17 protein-coding genes and 1 pseudogene are annotated in these 20,486 nt (G+C 65.4%); 4 read left to right on the plus strand and 14 right to left on the minus strand.

What is annotated here, in order from left to right; all coding sequences use genetic code 11:
* Nucleotides 1-200 precede the first annotated feature (200 nt).
* From VGL01_RS14245 to kdgD, 12 genes are all read right to left on the minus strand, one after another.
* A complete protein-coding gene (locus VGL01_RS14245; RefSeq protein ID WP_414720259.1) occupies nucleotides 201-1,130 on the minus strand; it encodes an ABC transporter permease in 930 nt (309 codons plus the stop codon).
* On the minus strand, nucleotides 1,130-1,999 hold the full coding sequence (locus tag VGL01_RS14250) for a sugar ABC transporter permease (RefSeq protein ID WP_331570352.1): 870 nt from the start codon (nucleotides 1,997-1,999) through the stop codon (nucleotides 1,130-1,132). Before VGL01_RS14250 ends, VGL01_RS14245 begins: the two co-directional genes overlap by 1 nt.
* Complete coding sequence (locus tag VGL01_RS14255) at nucleotides 1,996-3,078, minus strand: ABC transporter ATP-binding protein (RefSeq protein WP_331570354.1); 1,083 nt, start codon at nucleotides 3,076-3,078, stop codon at nucleotides 1,996-1,998. Before VGL01_RS14255 ends, VGL01_RS14250 begins: the two co-directional genes overlap by 4 nt.
* Nucleotides 3,079-3,144: 66 nt before the next feature.
* Nucleotides 3,145-4,305 (minus strand): extracellular solute-binding protein, encoded by a 1,161-nt coding sequence (locus VGL01_RS14260; RefSeq protein ID WP_331570356.1) that lies wholly within the window; start codon nucleotides 4,303-4,305, stop codon nucleotides 3,145-3,147.
* A 50-nt stretch (nucleotides 4,306-4,355) separates the two neighbouring features.
* Nucleotides 4,356-5,285: an SMP-30/gluconolactonase/LRE family protein gene (locus VGL01_RS14265; RefSeq protein WP_331570357.1), complete on the minus strand. Its 930-nt coding sequence runs from the start codon at nucleotides 5,283-5,285 to the stop codon at nucleotides 4,356-4,358.
* A gap of 4 nt (nucleotides 5,286-5,289) precedes the next feature.
* Nucleotides 5,290-6,141 (minus strand): NAD(P)-dependent oxidoreductase, encoded by an 852-nt coding sequence (locus tag VGL01_RS14270; RefSeq protein ID WP_331570359.1) that lies wholly within the window; start codon nucleotides 6,139-6,141, stop codon nucleotides 5,290-5,292.
* A gap of 27 nt (nucleotides 6,142-6,168) precedes the next feature.
* The gene (gene garD, locus VGL01_RS14275; protein ID WP_331570361.1) at nucleotides 6,169-7,764 is read right to left on the minus strand and encodes a galactarate dehydratase; all 1,596 of its coding nucleotides are present in this window, start codon (nucleotides 7,762-7,764) and stop codon (nucleotides 6,169-6,171) included.
* 89 nt (nucleotides 7,765-7,853) lie between these two features.
* Entirely contained in the window at nucleotides 7,854-9,197 is a 1,344-nt protein-coding gene (gene gudD, locus VGL01_RS14280) for a glucarate dehydratase (RefSeq protein ID WP_331570363.1), read from the minus strand.
* A 57-nt stretch (nucleotides 9,198-9,254) separates the two neighbouring features.
* The gene (locus VGL01_RS14285; protein ID WP_414720260.1) at nucleotides 9,255-10,631 is read right to left on the minus strand and encodes an enolase C-terminal domain-like protein; all 1,377 of its coding nucleotides are present in this window, start codon (nucleotides 10,629-10,631) and stop codon (nucleotides 9,255-9,257) included.
* Between the two features lie 103 nt (nucleotides 10,632-10,734).
* Entirely contained in the window at nucleotides 10,735-12,093 is a 1,359-nt protein-coding gene (locus VGL01_RS14290; protein WP_331570367.1) for an MFS transporter, read from the minus strand.
* A 93-nt stretch (nucleotides 12,094-12,186) separates the two neighbouring features.
* On the minus strand, nucleotides 12,187-13,779 hold the full coding sequence (locus tag VGL01_RS14295) for an aldehyde dehydrogenase (NADP(+)) (protein WP_331570369.1): 1,593 nt from the start codon (nucleotides 13,777-13,779) through the stop codon (nucleotides 12,187-12,189).
* A complete protein-coding gene (gene kdgD / locus VGL01_RS14300) occupies nucleotides 13,776-14,702 on the minus strand; it encodes a 5-dehydro-4-deoxyglucarate dehydratase (RefSeq protein WP_331570371.1) in 927 nt (308 codons plus the stop codon). Before kdgD ends, VGL01_RS14295 begins: the two co-directional genes overlap by 4 nt.
* 109 nt (nucleotides 14,703-14,811) lie before the next feature.
* On the opposite strand from kdgD, the gene VGL01_RS14305 reads away from it, so the two are divergent.
* A complete protein-coding gene (locus VGL01_RS14305; RefSeq protein WP_331570373.1) occupies nucleotides 14,812-15,702 on the plus strand; it encodes a LysR family transcriptional regulator in 891 nt (296 codons plus the stop codon).
* Nucleotides 15,703-15,776: 74 nt separating this feature from the next.
* A complete protein-coding gene (locus VGL01_RS14310) occupies nucleotides 15,777-16,481 on the plus strand; it encodes a 16S rRNA pseudouridine(516) synthase (protein WP_331570375.1) in 705 nt (234 codons plus the stop codon).
* Here the strand turns inward: VGL01_RS14310 and VGL01_RS14315 are convergent.
* Nucleotides 16,475-17,509 (minus strand): NAD-dependent epimerase/dehydratase family protein, encoded by a 1,035-nt coding sequence (locus tag VGL01_RS14315; protein WP_331570377.1) that lies wholly within the window; start codon nucleotides 17,507-17,509, stop codon nucleotides 16,475-16,477. The two genes, VGL01_RS14310 and VGL01_RS14315, sit on opposite strands and share 7 nt — an antisense overlap.
* Before the next feature lie 48 nt (nucleotides 17,510-17,557).
* On the opposite strand from VGL01_RS14315, the gene VGL01_RS14320 reads away from it, so the two are divergent.
* Nucleotides 17,558-18,589: a CDP-6-deoxy-delta-3,4-glucoseen reductase gene (locus VGL01_RS14320; RefSeq protein WP_331570379.1), complete on the plus strand. Its 1,032-nt coding sequence runs from the start codon at nucleotides 17,558-17,560 to the stop codon at nucleotides 18,587-18,589.
* Between the two features lie 306 nt (nucleotides 18,590-18,895).
* On the plus strand, nucleotides 18,896-20,080 hold the full coding sequence (locus tag VGL01_RS14325; protein ID WP_331570381.1) for an acetylornithine transaminase: 1,185 nt from the start codon (nucleotides 18,896-18,898) through the stop codon (nucleotides 20,078-20,080).
* A 129-nt stretch (nucleotides 20,081-20,209) separates the two neighbouring features.
* Here the strand turns inward: VGL01_RS14325 and VGL01_RS14330 are convergent.
* Nucleotides 20,210-20,486: pseudogene (locus tag VGL01_RS14330) on the minus strand (ABC transporter ATP-binding protein); the annotation flags it as partial.

The following is a 20,486-nucleotide window of genomic DNA, read 5'->3' on the forward strand; positions in this document are numbered from 1 at the left end:
TATGCGAATGGCGCTATTTTTCGGACTAACAGGTAATCGGTGAGCGGGGAAATGAAATATCGGACTGTTTCCGTGGGTTCAACCCAGCGGAAACAGTCCGATAATCGGCCGAACGGCCACCATCAGGGAACGATGGAAAGGATTCCAGGGAAGGAGGCAGGCGGCGGGGGGCCGGGCGAACGCCGGCTCCCGCCAAGGTGCTAGCGTTGCTCTTTCACCCGCGAGACGAGCTGCGTCGGGCTCACGAACTGGAGCGCAATCACGACCCACACCAGCGTGATGGCCATATAAATCATCGCCATCGCGTCGATCGACTGCGGCGCGCGCACGCCGGTGGAAAACACCGCGTAGTAAAGCGCCACGACGAGCGTTTGCGTGTTCGGCCCGGCCGTAAAGAACGTCAACTCGAACATCCCGATGGTGCGTACGAGCACGAGCAGACCGGCGGCCAGCATACCGGGCACCAGCAACGGCAGCAGCACATGGCGGAAGTACCGCGCCGTGTTGGCGCCGAAGATGCGTGCGGCGGCTTCGAGGTTCGGATCGAGCTGTTCGATGAACGGCGTCATGACGAGAATGACGAACGGCAACGCGGGTACCAGGTTGGCCAGAATCACCCCGGCCAGCGTGCCGGCGAGGCCGACCTTGTACATCACGGTCGCCATCGGAATGCCGTACGTCACGGGCGGCACCATCAGCGGCAGCAGAAACATCAGCATGACGAGACGCTTACCGGGAAACGTTGCGCGCGCCAGCGCGTACGCGGCCGGCACACCGAGCGCGATCGACAGCAGCACTACGGCGCCGACGACCTCGACCGTCACCCACAGCACGCTCGAGAGCTGGAAGTCGCTCCATGCCTGCGCGTACCAGTGCAGCGTGAAGCCCTGCGGCAGCAGCGTGCCGAACCAGCGCGTCGCCACGGAGTTCACCGCGACGGTGGCGATCAGCAACAGCACGTTGAGCAGGAAAAACACCATCGTCCCGCGCACGATGACCTTCCAGACACGGCCACCGAGGCTCTCGGTATGCTTGCGTTCGGGCTGCGCGTTGGAGTTGGAGCCGGCGCCGCGCGAGCCGGTTGTCTCCGGCATCGATATCGCGCGCGCAGTTTGATTGTCGGTCGCCATCATCCTTTTCCTCCCGTCACCGGCCCGGTGTAGAAGAAGCGCCGCGCACCCAGCATGCCTCCCACCACCAGCAATTGCACGAAGCCCATCAAGATCGCAATGGTCGAGGCGAGCGAGTAGTCATAGCTTTCGAAGGCCGCCTCGGCGGCAGCGATCGAAATCACACGCGTAGGCCCAGCCGGCGCGCCGAGCAGCACGGCCGACGGAAAGACCGAGAACGCCTGCACGAACGAGAGGCATGCGGCCATCGTGAGACCGGGCACGAGCAGCGGCAGATAGATCTGCCGGAACTGCTGCCACGGATTCGCGCCGAGCGTCGCCGCGGCACGGGCCAGCGTCGGATCGATGCCGCTCACGTACGACAGCGTGAGCAGGAACGCGAACGGAAAGCCCGAGACGATCAGCGAAATGAGCACGCCCCAGTAGTTATGCGTGAGCCGCACTTCGTCGCCATACATATGCAGCGCCTGCACGCCCTGCGTGAACCAGCCATTCGGCGAAAAGTAGGTGAGCATGCCGTCGGCGATCAGCACGGTGCCAAGCGTGACCGGAATCACGAGCAGCGTGGTCACGAACTTCTGGTACCGCGATTTGCGCCGCAACGAGAACGCGACCGGCACCGACAAGCCCACGTTGACGAGCGTCGCCGGCACGGCAAGCTTCAGCGTGACGAAGATCGTCGGCCACATCGCGCTGTCGGTGAAGAACGTAACGTAGTTCGCCAGCACGCCGCCGCCGTTCATCGGCTGAAACGACAGCACGAGCCCGTACGCGAACGGATAGATGAACAACGCCAGAATGAACCCGAGTGCCGGCGTGACGAGCCATCCTTTCGCGTCACGCGGCCCCGAAAGCGAAAGCACACTCATGATGCGCGCTCCTCGCGATAGACGAGCGCGCGCTCGCTGGCAATGGCAAGCGTGACACGCTCGCCTTCCGCGAATTCGCCTTCCACACGTGCCCAAAGCTTGCCGAACGGCGCTTTGACGAAGAGCAGCGAATCGCGGCCGCCGTACTCGACCACTTCGACGTCGACGTCGAAAGCGTTCGTCGAGCCAGGCTGCGCACGAACGAGGTCTTCGGGGCGAATGGCGAGCATCGCGGATTTCGCGTCGAACTCTTCCATCGGCGTGGCCACGAATTTCACGCCGCCCGCGGCGACAGCCACGCCCTCGCCCACCGCGCCTTCGAGCGTACAGGCGACGACATTGCGATAGCCCATGAATCGCGCCACATGCAGGTTCTTCGGCCGGCCGTACACTTCCTTCGGCGATGCCACCTGCTGTACGAGACCCTCTTTCATCACGACGATGCGATCGGCCATCGAAAGCGCTTCGTCCTGATCGTGCGTGACATAGATCGTCGCGCGCTCGAGCTCGCCGTGAATGCGGCGGATTTCTGCGCGCATCTCGATGCGCAGCTTCGTATCGAGGTTCGACAGCGGCTCGTCCATCAGCACGACGGGCGGCTCGATGACGATCGCGCGGGCAATCGCGACACGCTGCTGCTGACCGCCCGAGAGCTGTCCCGGCAGCTTGTGCTCGTGGCCGACGAGCTGCACGAGCTGCAAAGCCGCACGCGCACGGCGCTCGATTTCCGCTTTGGGCGCGCCGCGCATGCGCAGACCGAACCCGACGTTCTCGAGCACGCTCATATGCGGAAAGAGCGCGTAGTTCTGAAAGACCATGCCGAAGCCGCGCCTCTCGGGCGGCAGCACGTCGATCCGCTTGTCGTCCAGCCAGATCTCGCCGCCGGTCAACGGCTGCAGGCCGGCGATGCAGTTGAGTGCCGTCGATTTACCGCAGCCCGACGGTCCGAGCAGTGCGATGAACTCGCCGCGCTCGATCGCGAGATCGAGCCCTTGAAGCGCCGCGACGTGAGCGCCTTCGGCATTAGCGAAGCTGCGGCACACCGAGTTGAGACGCAACCGATCGAAAGTATGCTTCATGATGATTTCCTGACTGACATCTGGCCGGCGGGGCGGCTCGCGCTACCCCGCCGCGTTCACTTCAAATTACTTCTTCTGCGCACCGATCTCGGCGTCCCACTTCTTGAACGCCTCGACCATCTTCTCGGCCGGCAGCGGCTGGACGTTCGGGTACTTCTTGAGCCAGCCGCCATACTCGGGCCGGCCGAACTTCTGCAACACGACCCGGCTCTTTTCGGGAGCGTCCGAAGGCGTCAAGCCGTCGATCGCGGGGCCCGGATAGAAGTAGCCGTCGTCGTAGGTCATTGCCTGCTGCGGCTTCTCGAGCATGAAGTTCATCATCTTCTCGAGCACTTCCACCTTGGCCTTGTCCACGCCCTTCGGAATGACCATGTAGTGCGCATCGTTGACCCACTTCATGTTGTCGAACGGCTGCACCTTGAAGGCGGCCGGCACGACGCCGAGCGCGCGCGGGTTGATGTCCCAGCCCGTTACCGTAACGGTCATGTCACGCGTGCCTTCGCCGAGTTCCTTCATGACGGCCGACGTGCCGCCCGGGTAGTACGGCACGCACTCGTTCAGCTGCTTGAGGAACGCCCAGGTCTTGTCCCAGCCTTTGATCGGATCCTGCGGATCCTTGTCGCCGAGAATGTACGGCAGGCCCATCAGGAACGTACGGCCCGGGCCCGAGTTGGCCGGGCGCGCATAGATCAGCTTGTTCGGATGCGCCTTGCACCACGAGAGCAGTTGCTCGGGCGTCTTCGGGACTTCGTTCGGCGGCACCTTGTCGGGGTTGTATTCCACGAGCGGTCCAGCCGGCATGAACGTCACTTCGAGACCCTCGCCTTGCGCGAGTTTTTGCATCTCTTTCGGACCCGGCGCGTACTTGGCATTCGCGTCGTCGATCATCTTCGACGGCAGCGTCATCCACAACTTCTGCTCGATACCGGCCGCGAGTGCGTCGGTCCCGGTCAACACGAGGTCGATATCCGAGCGGCCCGCGCCTTGCATCGCCTTGATCTTGCCCGGCAATTGCGGCGCCGGCGCGTTCGTGTAGGTGATGTTGCTGACGAGGTTCGGGTTCGCTTGCTTGAACGCTTCGAAGCCCGGCTTGGTCAGCGCGAGATTGCCGGCCACATCGACGATGTTGAGCGTGACCGGTTCGGCCGACGCGGCCGCGGCCGCGAGCGAAAAACAAACTGCGGCCGCCAGATGGCCTGCGCGTCGCGCGAAATGCGTACGTTTCATGTCTCCTCCGTTTTTGAACATGGTCTCGGTTGCCTCTTTGCGGTTATCGGTTATGGAGTGCCGCTCGTTGCTCTTTCAACTTCGCGGCGTGGTTGAAGACGCGCTAGCGGTTCGCGCAGTCCCGTGACCCCGGGGTCCAACGCGAACACAGCGCCCGAAAGCGGATCGCCAGCCTGCACGATCGATGTGACGAAGAGCGTATCGAGATGCGCGCCGCCGAATGCGCACATGGCCGGCTTCGCAACGGGCACTTCGATGCTACGATCGAGCTTGCCGGCGGGCGTGAAACGGTGCACGACGCCCGCATCGTTGCCGCAGATCCAGTAGCAGCCGTCAGCGTCCACCGCCGCGCCGTCGGGCCGGCCCGCGTGCACGATCATGTCGACGAACACGCGCCGACGGTGCGGCTCGCCTGTGTCGATGTCGTAATCGAAGGCCCATACGATCTGCCGGCTCGCATGCGAGTCCGACAAGTACATCGTACGTCCGTCCGGGCTGAACGCAAGGCCGTTCGAGACGATGAGTCCGTCGACGAGCGCGGTGAACCCCGCGCCCGCATCGAGCCGCATCAGCGTGCCAACCGGCATCGCGAGCGTCGTATCGAGGACCATGGTACCGGCAATGAAGCGGCCGCACGGGTCGCATCGTCCGTCATTGAAGCGCATATCGCCACGCGGATGGTAGACGCGCGCGAGCAGCGTGCATTCGCCGAGCGGCCCACCCGCATCGGGACGCGGCACACGGTAAATTCCCGATTCCATCGCCAACAGAATGCCGTCGTCGTCCGTGATGGCGATCGAGCCCGCCATTTCCGGCAGCGCCCACTGCTCGATGGCGCCCGCATCGGCGCGCCAGCGCCACAGCATGCGGCGCGGAATGTCGGTCCAGTAAAGCGCGCCCTCGCCAGCATGCCAGACCGGGCTTTCGCCGACCTCGCACCGCATGGCGCCGATACGCTCGATCGATACCGTTTGCCGCATCGCCCTAGTCTCCGAACGGGCCGACGATCACGAACCCGCCGCCCTGATAGCGGCGCACCGGGTCGGTTTCGGGCAGCGGCGGCTGCTCGTTTTCGATACGCGCGCGCCACGGTTCGCTCGTTTGTGCCGGCACATAGCCGATACGCGCGGCGGCCGCGTCGTTGTCCCACCACCAGTCGCGATTGGCCGACACGCCGTACACGATCAGGCAGCCCACCTCCGGCACGAACATCGCGCGGCGCACGAGCTGCTCGAGGTCGTCGTAACCGAGCCAGGTCGTCAGCATGCGGCGATCCTTCGGCTCCGGAAACGACGAGCCGATACGCACGCAGACCGATTCGATGCCGTAGCGATCGAAGTAAAAACGCGCGAGTTGCTCGCCGAACGCCTTGGAAACCCCGTAGTAGCCGTCGGGACGCGGCGGGTCTTCGGGGCTCACGACTTCGTCCTGGCGGTAAAAGCCGGTGACGTGGTTCGAGCTCGCGAAGACGATGCGCCGCACGCCATGTCGGCGCGCCGCTTCGTAGAGGTTGTAGGTGCCTTGGATGTTCGCCGGGAGAATCTCTTCGAACGGACGCTCGACCGATACGCCACCGAAGTGAACGATCGCATCGCAGCCGCGCACGAGCGCGTCGACCGCCGCGGCATCGCCCAGATCGCAAGGCATCGATTCTTCGCCTTCGTGCAGATCAGCGATCGGACCCAAGTCCGACGAGCGCAGCACGTCGCAATACCGGGTGAGGCGCTCGCGCAGCACGCGCCCGAGGTTGCCCGCCGCGCCCGTGAGCAGGATGCGGCCGCAGCGTGTGCCGACACCCGAGAGCGGGTCCGCGGTCGTGAGAGTTTCAGTCGTCATGTCGAGTCAGCTCTGAGCAGCTCTGGATCAGGTTACCGGGGCCGGGTTGAAAAGCACGAGGTCGTTGCGCAAGCCGAGCTTGTCGGCGCACACCTCGCGCTTGCCGCTCGCCACGTCGAGAATCATGCGGAACAGCTCCCAGCCGATGTCGGCGATGCTGGCCTCGCCCGTCGCGATGCGGCCCGCGTCGAGGTCGATCAGATCGTGCCAGCGCTCGGACAACGCCTTGCGTGTGGAGACCTTGATGACGGGCGCCATCGCCAGGCCGTAAGGCGTGCCGCGGCCCGTCGTGAAGACCTGCAGGTTGATGCCGGAGGCGAGCTGCAAAGTGCCGCAGACGAAATCGCTCGCCGGCGTGGCAGCAAAGATGAGACCCTTGCGCCGCATTTTCTCGCCCGGGCCGAGCACGTCGACGATCGGGCTCGTGCCCGACTTGACGATCGAACCCAGCGCCTTTTCGACGACGTTCGACAAGCCGCCGCGTTTATTGCCGGGCGACGGATTCGCGCTGCGGTCCGCGCGCCCGCCGCTCAGGTAGTCGTCGTACCAGGCCATCTCGCGCAAGAGCGCGCGACCGACGTCTTCGTCGATGGCGCGCGGCGTCAGCAGATGGATCGCATCGCGCACTTCGGTCACTTCGGAAAACATCACCGTGCCGCCCGCGCGCACGATCAGATCGGCCGCAAAGCCGACCGCCGGATTGGCCGTGACGCCCGAGAACGCGTCGCTGCCGCCGCACTGCACGCCGATCACGAGATCGGAGGCGGGGCAGGTCTCGCGCCGGCGCTCGTTCAGGCGCGCAAGGCGCTTGTCGGCCATCTCGAGGATCGCATCGACCATCTCGCCGAAACCGTGATACGCCTCGTCTTGCAGCGACAGCACAGGCGATTCGGGCTTGCCGGCCACTTCGATGGGGATGCGGCCGCCCGGTGCGAGCTCGGACGGAACGAGCCGCTCGGGCACGAGCTTTTCGCAGCCGAGTCCGATCACCATCACTTCGCCGCCGAAGTTCGGATTCACGGCGAGGTTCTGCAACGTGCGGATCGGCACGATCGCGGCCGGCGCGTTGATCGCTACGCCGCAGCCATACGTGTGCGTGAGCGCGACGACGTCGTCCACGTTCGGATAGCGCGGCATCAGCTCGCGCTTGATGCGCTCGACGACGTAATCGGTGACGCCGGCCACGCACTGCACGCTCGTCATGATCCCGAGGACGTTCTTCGTGCCGACCGTCCCGTCGGCATTGCGATAACCCTCGAACGTGTAGCCTTCGAGCGGCGGCAGATCGGGCGCGGGCCGCGTGGCGAGCGGCAGTGCATCGAGCGCCGGCGGCTGCGGCAACTGCACGGCGTGCTCGTCGACCCAGCTACCGCGCGGCAGCGCCTTCGCGGCATAGCCGATGATCTCGCCGTAGCGGACGACGGCGTCGCCCTCGGCCAGATCGGAGAGGGCGACCTTGTGTCCTTGCGGTACGCCCTGCGCGAGGACGGTGCCGTCGGGGAGCGTCGTGCCGGCGGGCAGCCCGCGGGCATTGACGACGATCGCAACGTTGTCGCGCTCGTCGACGCGGATCGTGAGCGCGCCCTCGGCGGTCTGCGCGGGCGCAGTGGTGGAAGCGGACATTGCTTGAGACTCCATCGTGACTGCTTCAGTGCCTGTCTGTCGGCCGAATGGCTATCGCGAGGGCGACAGACAGGCGGGTATTCATGCGCTCAGCGTACGAGACACGGGCGCTTGTTGTCGAACTTCCAGTCCGGGATCAGGTACTGCATCGCGACGGCGTCGTCGCGGCTGCCGAGCCCATGCTCGAGATAAAGTGCGTGCGCCTCGGCCAGCGCCTCTTCATCCAGTTCGATACCGAGGCCGCCGCGCTCGGGCACGGCCACCTGACCTTCGACGATCTCGAACGGCGCCCGCGTCAACCGCTGACCGTCCTGCCAGATCCAGTGCGTGTCGATCGCGGTAATGTTGCCGGGCGCGGCCGCCGCGACATGCGTGAACATCGCAAGCGAAATATCGAAATGGTTGTTCGAATGCGAGCCCCAGGTGAGCCCCCATTCGGCGCACAGTTGCGCGACGCGCACCGAGCCGCGCATCGTCCAGAAATGCGGATCGGCCAGCGGAATATCGACCGATTGCAGCGATACGGCATGGCCGAGCTGGCGCCAGTCGGTCGCGATCATGTTGGTAGCGGTGGGCAGCCCCGTCGCGCGACGGAACTCGGCCATGACCTCGCGGCCCGAGTAGCCGCCTTCGGCGCCGCAGGGGTCTTCCGCGTAGGCGAGCACATCGTGCTTGTCACGGCACAGACGAATGGCTTCGGCCAACGGCCACGCGCCGTTCGGATCGAGCGTGATGCGCGCATCCGGAAAACGCTTGGCCAGCGCCGTAACCGCCTCGATTTCCTCGTCGCCGGGCAGCACGCCGCCCTTGAGCTTGAAATCGCGGAAACCATAGCGTTCGCGCGCGGCCACCGCGAGGTTCACGACTGCCTGGGGCGTCAGCGCAACTTCGTTGCGCAGCCGGAACCAGTCGTTATCGGCCTCGGGCTCGCTACGATAGTCGAGCTTCGTGCGCCCGCGATCGCCGATATAAAAGAGGTAGCCGAGCATCGGCACGTGGCTGCGCTGCTGCCCCTCGCCGAGAAGCGCGGCTACCGGCACGTCGAGATACTGGCCGAGCAAGTCGAGTAGCGCGGCTTCGATCGCCGTCACGGCGTGCACGGTCACCCGCAAATCGAACGTCTGGTTGCCGCGTCCGCCCGAGTCGCGATCGGCGAAGCGGCGGCGCACGGCATTGAGCGCGTCCTGCCAGCGGCCGATCGGCGTCCCGACGAGCAGCGCGCCGGCCTCTTCGAGCGTCGTGCGAATGGCTTCGCCGCCCGGCACTTCGCCAAGCCCGGTACGGCCGTCGCTATCCTCGACGATGACGATGTTGCGGGTGAAAAACGGTCCGTGCGCGCCGCTCAGGTTGAGCAGCATGCTGTCCCGGCCCGCGACGGGAACCACGCGCATGCGCGCGATCAGCGGAGTTTTACTTGAAGCGTTCGGCATCATGGATCGGTGTATCGGTTGCAGTTGCTGTTGCTGGTGCTATTGCATGTTCGACGTCGACTATGCGCGGCTCGCGCCGCGCATCGCGCGCCCGAAGCTCGGCCGCTTCGGATCGTAGGTCCAGCCCGGCACGAGATAGCGCATGGCCATCGCGTCGTCACGCGCACCGCTGCCGAGCGACTTGTAGAGTTCGTGAGCCCGCATGACGCGGTCCATGTCGATCTCGATGCCGAGGCCCGGCCGCTCGGGCACCCCCACCGTGCCGCCGACGATTCGAAGCGGCTCGCGCGTGAGCCGCTCTTCGCTCTCCTGCCAGATCCAGTGCGTATCGATCGCCGTAATCGGCCCCGGGGCCGCCGCGGCGACATGCGTGAACATCGCGAGCGAAACATCGAAGTGGTTGTTCGAATGCGAGCCCCAGGTGAGGCCCCACTCGCTCGTCAACTGGGCAACGCGTGCGGAACCCTGCATCGTCCAGAAATGCGGGTCGGCCAACGGGATATCGACCGCTTGCAGCGAAACGGCATGGCCGAGCTGACGCCAGTCGGTCGCGATCATGTTCGTGGCCGTGGGAATACCCGTGGCGCGCTTGAACTCCGCCATCGTCTCGCGCCCCGAATAACCGTTCTCGGGGCCGCACGGATCTTCGGCATAGGCAAGCAGATGCGATTGCCCGCGGCACAGCCGAATGGCTTCGTCGAGCGACCACGCGCCGTTCGGATCGAGCGTCGCGCGCGCGTTCGGAAAACGGGCCTTGATGGCGGCGATGGCCTGCATTTCCTCGTCGCCGTCCATTACACCGCCCTTCAGCTTGAAGTCGGCAAACCCGTAGCGGTCGGTCGCCGCTTCCGCAAGACGCGCGATGTCCTGCGGCGTCAGTGCCGCCTCGTGACGCAAGCGCAACCAGCCGTCGCGCGCGCCGGCGCCGTCGAGATACGGCAGGTCGGTTTTGCGGCGCTCGCCGATATAAAACAGGTAGGCGAGCATCGGCACCCGGTCGCGCTGCTGGCCGTTCGCGAGCAGTTCGGCCACCGGCACGCCCAGGTGCTGGCCCAGCAGATCGAGCAGCGCCGCCTCGACGGCCGTCAGGACGTTATCCATCCGCAGATTGATTTCGTGCGGCTGGCGCAGCACGGCGGATTCGGCTTGCGAGCCGACTTCGTAGACCGTGCCGCGATGCGCCGCATCGGCGCCGCCGCCCAGCGCACGCCGGATCGCGTTCAGCGTGCCGTTCATGCGGCCGATTTCGGTCTCGATGACGAGCGGCATCACGCGTTCCAGGGCCGCGCGAATCCCCTCGCCGCCCGGCACTTCCCCGACACCGGTGCGACCGGCCGAATCGCTCAGCACCACGAGATTGCGCGTGAAGAACGGTCCGTGCGCGCCGCACAGGTTCAGCAGCATGCTGTCGCGTCCCGCAACCGGAATCACCTGCATGCCGGTCACGCGCGGTGTGTTGCCTTGCTTGCCGTCGTCCGTCGTTTGCTGCTCCACCTTGATTCGCTCCTATCGTGTTCGTTGTCTGCTCATCGCTTCGCGATCATCGTACCGGCGCGAGTTCCACGCGCTGGATCTTGCCGACGACGAAGATGTAGCAAATGCATGCCACGAGCCCGTGCAAGCCGACGAAGACGAGCGCGCCGTTGAACGAACCCGTATGACCGACGATATAGCCTACGGCGATCGGCGTCGTGATGCTCGACAGATTGCCGAACGTATTCATGAGCGCGCCCGAAAGGCCGGCGATCTGCTTCGGTGCGGTATCGGAGTTGACCGCCCAGCCGAGCGCGCCCAGTCCCTTGCCGAAGAATGCGAGCGCCATGAACGCGACCACGACCACCTGCGCATCCACATAATTGCAGATGACCATGCTCATCGACAGCAGCATCCCGAGCACGATCGGCACCTTGCGGGCGATCGAGAGCGAGGCGCCGCGCCGCAGCAGCGCATCGGAGATGATGCCGCCGAGGATGCCGCCGAGAAAGCCGCACACTGCGGGCACCGAAGCGACGAAGCCCGCCTTCAGGATCGACATGCCGCGCGCCTGGACGAGATAGATCGGAAACCAGGTGATGAAAAAGTAGGTCAGCGCGTTGATGCAGTACTGGGCGATATAGATACCCATCAGCATGCGGTTGCGCAGCAACTGCTTGATGTAGGCGACGTTCGGGCCGCTGCGGCGTTCGGCGGTCACGGCACGGTCGATATCGACGAGCCCCCCGCCGTTCTCGATGTACTCGATCTCGGCACGGTTCACGCGCGGGTGCTCTTTCGGATCGCGCACGAACACCTGCCAGGCGACGGCGGCGATCGCGCCAAGCACGCCCATGACGATGAATACATGATGCCAGCCGAAGCTATGCACGAGCCACGCCATGATGGGCGCGAAAATGACCGTGGCGGCGTATTGCGCCGAATTGAAAATGGCCGATGCGGTGCCGCGCTCGTTCGCGGGGAACCAGGCTGCGACGATGCGGCTGTTGGCCGGGAAAGCCGGTGCTTCGGCAACGCCGACGAGAAAGCGCAGTGCGAACACGGCGCCCACGGCGGCCGCGCCGGTCAGAAAACCGATCGTGCCTTGCGTGAACGTGAAGATCGACCAGATCAGAATGCTCGCACCATAGACGCGCCGCGAACCGAACTTGTCGAGCAGCCAGCCGCCCGGCAACTGCGCGATCACATAGGACCAGCCGAAAGCAGAGAAGATGTAGCCGAGCTGCACGGCGCTCATGCCGAGGTCCTTTTGCATCGCGGAGCCGGCAATCGAGACCGTGGCACGGTCGGCATAGTTGATCGTCGTCACGATGAACAACATCGTGAGGATCAAAAAGCGCACGCGCGTCGCGCGCAATGCGGTCGGGGTACTCTGGGCTCCGACAGCGGGGGCCTTGATTTCCATATTGTCTCCTCCGTTTATTGGCGCCGCTTCGCTTGTTGCTCGCGCACGCCTTGCGTTGACCGGACCTGGGCCCGGCCGGTTTGCCGACCGCTCTCAGGCGCCCCCGGGCGCCGGTTGTCCGTCGACGAGGCGTCGCACGCCCCACGGGTTGGCTTCGCGCAATGCCTGCGGCAACAGCGCGTCCGGCAAGTCCTGATAGCAAACGGGCCGCAAGAAGCGCTCGATCGCCGCCGTACCGACCGAAGTCGAACGCCCGTCGGTGGTTGCCGGCCACGGGCCGCCATGCACCATCGCGTGCGTGACTTCGACGCCCGTCGGCCAACCGTTCGCGAGAATGCGTCCAGCCTTGCGCTCGAGCGTCGGCAGCAACGTGCGCGCAAGTACGGCATCGCGCGCGTCGTCCGGGTTCAAGTGGAGCGTCGCCGTCAGTTGCCCCTCGAGCGAGCGCGACACAGCGGCGAGCTGCGCCGCGTCGCGGCAGCGCACCACGAGCGCGGCCGCCCCGAAAATCTCCTCGTGCAGCGCGGGCTGAGCGAGAAAGCTGTCGGCATCGGTCGTGTAAAGTCCCGCCCGGCCGCGGTTCGGCTCCTCGCTGTCAAGGCCGCGCGCGACACAGCGCACGTTCGGCTCGTACTCCAGACGGTCGACGCCGCGGCGATAAGCCTCGCTGATGCCAGGCGTCAGCATCGGCTGAGCTGCGCGCTGCGCAAGCGCCGCTTTGGCCGCGCTCAGGAATCGGTCCAGGCCGGCACCGCCGATCGCGAGCACGAGCCCCGGGTTCGTGCAGAATTGGCCGGCGCCGAGCGTCAACGAATCGACGAACTGCGCGCCCAGCGCTTCGGCACGTGCATCGAGCGCGGCCGGCAGCAGAAACACCGGATTGACCGCGCTCAGCTCGCCGTAAACGGGAATCGGCTGGGGGCGCGACTGTGCGATGCGCATCAACGCGATACCGCCCGCGCGCGAGCCGGTGAAGCCGACGGCCTGAATACGCGGATCGGCAACGAGCGCGCCCGATTTTTCCTTTTCGGCGAAGAGCAGCGAGAACACGCCTTCGGGCAGTTCGCAGCGTGCAACGGCGCGCTGCACCGCGCTGCCGACGAGCGCGGAAGTACCCGGATGCGCCGAGTGCGCCTTCACGATCACGGGACATCCCGCCGCAAGCGCAGCGGCCGTGTCGCCACCGGCTACCGAGAACGCGAGCGGGAAATTGCTCGCGCCGAACACGGTGACCGGGCCGAGCGGAATCCGGCGCATGCGCAGATCGGCACGCGGCAGGGGCTTGCGCTCGGGCAGCGCCGGATCGACGCGCACATCGAGCGCATCGCCGCTTTTCGCAAGCCGCGCGAACAGCCGCAGTTGATTACAGGTACGCGCGCGCTCGCCTTCGAGGCGGGCGCGCGGCAATGCCGTTTCAGCCATCGCCCGCTCGATCAGTTCATCGCCGAGCGCTTCGATTTCGGTTGCAATCGTTTCGAGAAACGCGGCACGCGCCGTCGGCGTCGTCTCGCGGTAGATATCGAAGGCGGCCTCGGCGAGCGCGCAGGCACGCAGCACCTCGTCGAGACTCGCGAGCGTGAAGGCCGGCTCGAGTGCCTCACCGGTCGCGGCTTCGATCGCGCGAAACGAGCCAGCCGTGCCGGCGACGCGCGCCGCTCCGATCAGGAGCTCGCCCGATACCGTCATGCTTGCACCTCATGCACGCGGCTCACGAGCTGCGACAGTTCGGCGAACTCTGCCTCGGTCAAATCCGTGAGCGGCGCCCGTACGGGTCCGGCCGGACGGCCGATCGCACGCATGCCCGCTTTGACGATCGACACCGCGTAGCCCCGCTTGCGGTTGCGCAGCGCAATGTAAGGCAGCACGAACTTGTTCAGTTCGGCATAGACCTTCGCATGATCGTTCGCGCGCACCGCCGCATAAAAATCGAGCGCGAACTTCGGCAGGAAGTTGAAGATCGCCGACGAGTACGTCGTCACGCCGAGGGTCAGGTACGGCAACGCGAACGTTTCGGCCGTCGGCAGTCCGCCGACGTAAGTGAAGCGGTCGCCGAGGCGCGCGTGGATGCGCGTCATCAGTTCGAGATCGCCCACGCCATCCTTGAAGCCGACCAGGTTCGGGCACCGTTCGGCGAGCCGCTCGAGCGCGACTTCATCGAGAATCTGATTCGCGCGGTTATAGACGATGACGCCGAGCTTGGTCGAATTGCAGACCTGCTCGACGTGCGCGGCCACGCCATCGGTCGCCGCTTCCGTCAGATAGGGCGGCAACAACAGAATGCCGTCCGCGCCCGCAGCCTCGGCCGATTGGCAGAACTCCTTGGCCATTGCCGTGCCGTAGCCGGCCGGTGCGATGACGGGCACACGGCCGCCCGTTTCCTCGACGGCGGCGCGCACGACGCGGCTGACCTCAGCCGGCGTCAGCGAAAAGAACTCGCCGGTACCGCCCGCGGCGAACAGGCCCGAGGCGGGATGGCTGAACAGCCAATCGAGGTTGGCACGGTACGCACTTTCGTCGAACGAGAAATCGTCCTTGAAATGCGTAACCGGGAACGACAACAAGCCAGTGCCAATCTGGCGGGCGAATTCGGTGGGCGTATAGCGGGTCATGTTGATAGCGCGTGGAAAGCGTTCCTGACGAAGAATGAGGCGATTCTTGCACCGCGAACGATTCACGTCCAAGATAACGACTGACTCGATTAATACCTCTTTTGAATCAATGTTTGAACTGAGCCAGCTTCGCTGTTTCGTGTCCGTCGCCGAGGAACTCCATTTCGGACGGGCCGCGGAACGACTTCACATGACCCAGCCGCCGCTGAGCAGACAAATCCGTCTACTCGAACATCAGGTGGGCACCGAACTGTTCGAGCGCAGCAGCCGATCGGTGCGGCTCACCGCTGCGGGCCGCAGTTTTCTGCCCGATGCGGCCCGCATCCTGCGTCTGGCCGACGAGGCTGCCGCGACGGCTCGTCGGGTGGCGGCCGGCGCCGCGGGATCGCTCGCGATCGGCTTTACGGCGTCCGTGGGCTACGGGGTGCTGCCTTCGCTCGTCAGCGCGGTACGAGCGGCCTCCTCGGGCGTGAGGCTCACGTTGAAGGAGATGGTGAGCGGCGCGCAACTCGAGGCGCTCGATGCCCGGCAAATCGATGTCGGTTTCTTGCGCCCGCCGGTCGAGCATGGCGAACTCGTCGCTCAGCCGTGCACGCGCGAAGCGCTCGTACTTGCGTTGCCCGTCGCGGCCGCCCAGCAGTGGCCCGCGCGGCCAGCACTCGCCGATTGCGCTGGCAAGCCGCTGCTCATGTATTCGCCGTACGAGGCCCGCTACTTTCACCAGCTCGTCAGCGGCCTGCTGGAGCGCGCCGGCGTATTGCCCGATATCGTGGAGTACGTGAGTCAGATCCATTCGATGCTGGCGCTCGTGCGCGCGGGCATCGGCGTCGCGCTGATTCCCGCAGCCGCGGCCATGCTGCGGTTCGAAGGCGTGGTCTACCGGCCCGTGCGCACGACGCCCGCGAGCCCCGTCGAGCTGCTGTTCGTACATCGCAACGATAACGACAACCCCGTATTCGCAATGCTCAAGGACGTGCTCTACAAGACGATCGCGGGTTGAGACGGCGCGCCGCGTGGCGATCGATGCGTTCGGCCGCTTGGTAGAATGCGCTCGATTTATTTGCGCGCTGCCCTATGGACCTCGAAAGCATTCTCTTCACGCAGGGCTTCGGCTCGCGACGGCAGTGCCGCGCGTTGATTGCCGAAGGCCGCGTGTGTATCGGCGGCGCCGTTTGCCAGAATCCCACCGTGGAGTTCGCAACGGCTGCGCTCGAATTCGAGGTGGACGCCCGCCGCTGGCAGTACCGGGAACGCGCCTATCTGATGCTGAACAAGCCGGCCGGCTACGAATGCTCGCGCGAACCGCAGCACCACCTGAGCGTTTTTGCGCTCTTGCCCGCGCCGCTGGTGGCGCGAGGCGTGCAGTGCGTCGGGCGGCTCGACGAAGACACCACGGGCTTGCTGCTACTGTCGGACGACGGTCAATTCGTGCATGCCTATACGTCGCCGAAGCGCAAGGTTCCGAAGACTTATCTGGCAACGACGCGCCACGCGCTCGACGAGGCGCAACTCGCCGCGCTGCGCGCGGGGGTCCTGTTGCACGGCGAGCGTCAGCCGCTCGCCGCCGCGGCCGTCCACGCGCGCGGCGAGCGATGCCTGGAGCTGACGATCAACGAAGGCAAGTATCACCAGGTGAAGCGCATGATCGCCGCGGCGGGCAACCGCTGCGAAGCGCTGCACCGCCAGCGGATCGGTGGGCTCGCACTGCCCGAGGCGCTCGAGCCGGGTGCCTGGCAGTGGCTCGGCGAGCACGAGTTGGGCGCGCTAGCCGGTCATTGACCGGGGCCGGTACGCACCGTCGCAAGAAAATCGTCGACGCTCGGATAACGCAGCTTGACGCGCAACTCCTGGACGAGGCGCCCGTTGGCGAGGCGCCGTGACTCGCTCATGAACGAGAGCGTCACGGGTTCGAGTTGCTGCTCGGCCTGCTGGCGCGAAATGCGTGGGACATGGGCGAGCCCGTACGCATCGGCGACGCGGTCGAAGTACTCCCCCATCTTCAATACGCTGTCGTCGCTGGCATGGAAGACCCGCGAAACCGCGCCGCGAGCGAGCGTGCGCAGCAGGATCGCCGCCAGATCGTCGGCATGGATATGGTTCGTGTAGACGTCGTCGGCATCGACGAGCGCCGGCATGCGGCGCTCGATGCGCGCCAGCGGCAGCCGATCAGCCGCATAAATGCCGGGAATCCGCACGATGCTGGCGGCGAGCGCGCCGCGCGCCGTCGCGCGCCGCAGCGTCCGCTCGGCGCATACACGGCGCTTCGCGCGTGCGTTCACAGGCTTGACGGGCCGCGTTTCGTCGATCAGGGCGCCGCCGCAATCCCCATAGACTCCCGTCGTGCTCGCATAGACGAGACGCATGCGCCGCGGCGCGATGAAAGCGTCGGGTACAATACTCGTTTGTCGCCGCTCCGCCGATGGCTGCGTGCGTGTGGCGGCGCCCCGCAGCCGACCCGCCGGTGCGACGGGCCCACGCGCGGCGCGCAGCTTCGCCGGCGCGGTCAGCGCCGCAACCAGCGCGCGCGTGCGCGGGTCCGTATCGCCATCGGGCGGTGGCGGGGCGAGATGCAGCACCGTCGTCGCGAGACCTGACAGGCGCCGCAGGCTGCGCGCCACGTCGAGATCGCCGACGATTGGCGTGATGCCCGCGGCGCGCAGCAGTGGCGCGCGTTCGGCGTGGCTCGTCAGCGCGATGACGCGCGTTCGCGCGGCTCGGCGCACGAGCAGACCCGCCGCCCGCAGGCCGACGTCGCCGCATCCGACGATCAGCACGCGTGAGCGCCGCAGAAGTCGTGTGGTTCTCATGGCCGGCATTGTAGCCGGCCCCTGGATTGACATCTTCGTTGCAAAGCTATGGCCTATAACGTGACCCTCCGGCAAAGCGGCCGGCAGTTTCAAGTGGAACCCGACGAAGCCGTGCTGACGGCCGCGCTGCGCCAGAACATCGGCCTGCCCTACGGCTGCAAGAACGGCGCGTGCGGCTCGTGCAAAGGCACGCTCGTGTCGGGCCAGATCGAACAACGTTCGCATTCGTCGTCGGCATTGTCGAACGACGAAAAGACGCGCGGGATGGCGCTCTTTTGCTGCGCCACCGCCCAGTCGGATCTCGTCATCGACGTGCGCGAGATCGCCGGCGTCGGCGACATGCAGGTCAAGAAGCTGCCGTGCCGCGTGAACGCCATCGAGCGCCGGGCCGACGATGTCGTCGTACTCAAGCTGCAATTGCCCGCCAACGAGCGTCTGCAGTACCTCGCCGGCCAGTACATCGAGTTCATTCTGAAGGACGGCAAGCGCCGCAGCTATTCGATGGCGAACGCGCCGCACGAGGAAGGCCCGATCGAACTGCATATCCGCCACATGCCGGGCGGCACGTTCACCGATCACGTCTTCGGCACCATGAAAGAGCGCGAGATCCTTCGCTTCGAAGGCCCGCTCGGCACGTTCTTCCTGCGCGAGGATTCGTCCAAGCCGATGGTGCTGCTCGCCTCGGGCACCGGCTTTGCACCGATCAAGGCGATCATTGAGCACGCTTTTCACCGGAACCTCGAACGCCCGATGACCCTTTATTGGGGCGGTCGCCGCAAGAAGGACCTCTATTTGATGGACCTTGCGCAGCAATGGGAAAAGGATCACCCGAACTTCAAGTTCGTGCCGGTGCTGTCCGAGCCCGACGCAAGCGACGCCTGGAGCGGCCGGACCGGCTTCGTGCATCGCGCCGTCATCGAGGACTTGCCCGATCTCTCGAGTTATCAGGTCTATGCGTGCGGCGCGCCGGTCATGGTCGAAGCGGCACAGCGCGACTTCACGAGTCATCATGGCCTGCCCGCCGACGAGTTCTACGCCGATTCGTTCACGAGCGAAGCTGACCTCGCCAACGCGGTGTGACGTACGGCGGCGTGGGTTTCAATTGCGTGACATGCGCCGGCACGATGGCGATGCGCAACGCGGACACGACGAAGCGATTGCATCGATGCGCGCGCTGTCGTATTCTTGCGCGCATGAACCGCATCCACACCCTTTTCCGACGTCGCCGCTCGCTGCCCGCTTGGGAAGCCGTCGGCTCGTCGCGGATGCGCGCCTCGCAGCAACAACGCTAGGCGCAAACCCGGTCAAACAGCGAAAGCCACGGACTCCCGTGGCTTTTTTCATTTTTACGGATCGTTGCCTTCTCTCACTCTCGCGGAGCGCCCCATGCATTTCAACGAATACCCGACGCAATCGCTGATGTACATCACGAACCGGCCCGAGGTCGTCTTCACTCATGGCGAAGGCTCGTGGATCTTCGATAACGAAGGCAGGCGCTACCTCGATTTCATTCAAGGCTGGGCCGTGAACTGCCTGGGTCACTGTAATCCCGGCATGATCGAAGCGCTCGAAAAGCAGGCACGCACGTTGATCAATCCATCGCCGGCTTTCTACAACGAGCCGATGGCAAAGCTCGCCGGCCTGCTCACCGAATACAGCGTCTTCGACAAGGTGTTCTTCGCCAACAGCGGCGCGGAAGCCAATGAAGGCGCGATCAAGCTTGCGCGTAAGTGGGGCCGGAAATTCAAGAACGGCGCATACGAGATCATCACGTTCGATCACAGCTTTCACGGACGGACGATCGCCACGATGTCCGCGAGCGGCAAACCCGGCTGGGACACGATCTACGCGCCGCAGGTCCCGGGCTTTCCCAAGGCCGAGCTCAACGACATTGCGTCGGTCGAGCGACTGATCGGCGACAAGACGGTCGCCGTCATGCTCGAGCCGATCCAGGGCGAAGGCGGTGTGATTCCCGCCACGCGCGAATTCATGCGGGAGCTGCGAGCATTGACGCAGCGGCACAACGTGCTGCTGATCGTCGACGAAGTGCAAAGCGGCTGCGGTCGCGCGGGCACGCTTTTCGCCTATGAGCTGTCCGGCATCGAGCCCGACATCATGACGCTCGGCAAGGGCATCGGCGGGGGCGTACCCCTTGCCGCGCTGCTCTCGAAGGCCGACGTCGCGTGCTTCGACGCGGGCGATCAAGGTGGCACCTACAACGGCAATCCGCTCATGACGGCCGTCGGCTACTCCGTGCTCTCGCAACTGACGGCGCCCGGCTTCCTCGAAGGCGTGCGTGAGCGCAGCGAGTACCTGCGCGAACGGCTCATCGAGTTGTCCGCGGAACGCGGCTTCGAGGGTGAGCGCGGCGAAGGCCTCTTGCGAGCGCTCTTGCTCGGCAAGGACATCGGCCCGCAGATCGTCGAAAAGGCCCGCCTCATGCAGCCCGATGGCCTGCTGCTCAACGCTGCGCGTCCGAACCTGCTGCGCTTCATGCCGGCGCTGAACGTGACCACCGAGGAAATCGACCAGATGATGGCGATGCTGCGGGAGGTGCTCGACTCGCTCTGACCGTGCGCCGCGGGGCCATACACAGTGCCCCACACTGACCGCCGATAAACGAGAAAGGCCGCATGCAAGAACATGCGGCCTTTCTCATTGGGACAGGCAGAGACCCGCTCGCCCGGTCACGACTGGCTCTTACTCACCGAGATAGGCTGCCCGCACCTTCGGATCGTCGAGCATATCCTTCGCGTTGCCCGACATGGTGACCGCGCCGGAGTCCATCACATAGCCACGATCCGCAGCCTGCAGCGCGAGCCGCGCGTTCTGCTCGACCAGCAGCACCGTGATGCCCTCCTTCGAAATCTCCCTCACGACCTCGAAGATTTTCTCGACCATGATCGGCGAGAGACCCATCGACGGTTCGTCGAGCAACAGCAGCTTAGGCTTCGACAGCACGGCGCGCGCCATCGCC

The organism is Trinickia sp. (assembly GCF_036503415.1).
Taxonomy (GTDB): domain Bacteria; phylum Pseudomonadota; class Gammaproteobacteria; order Burkholderiales; family Burkholderiaceae; genus Trinickia.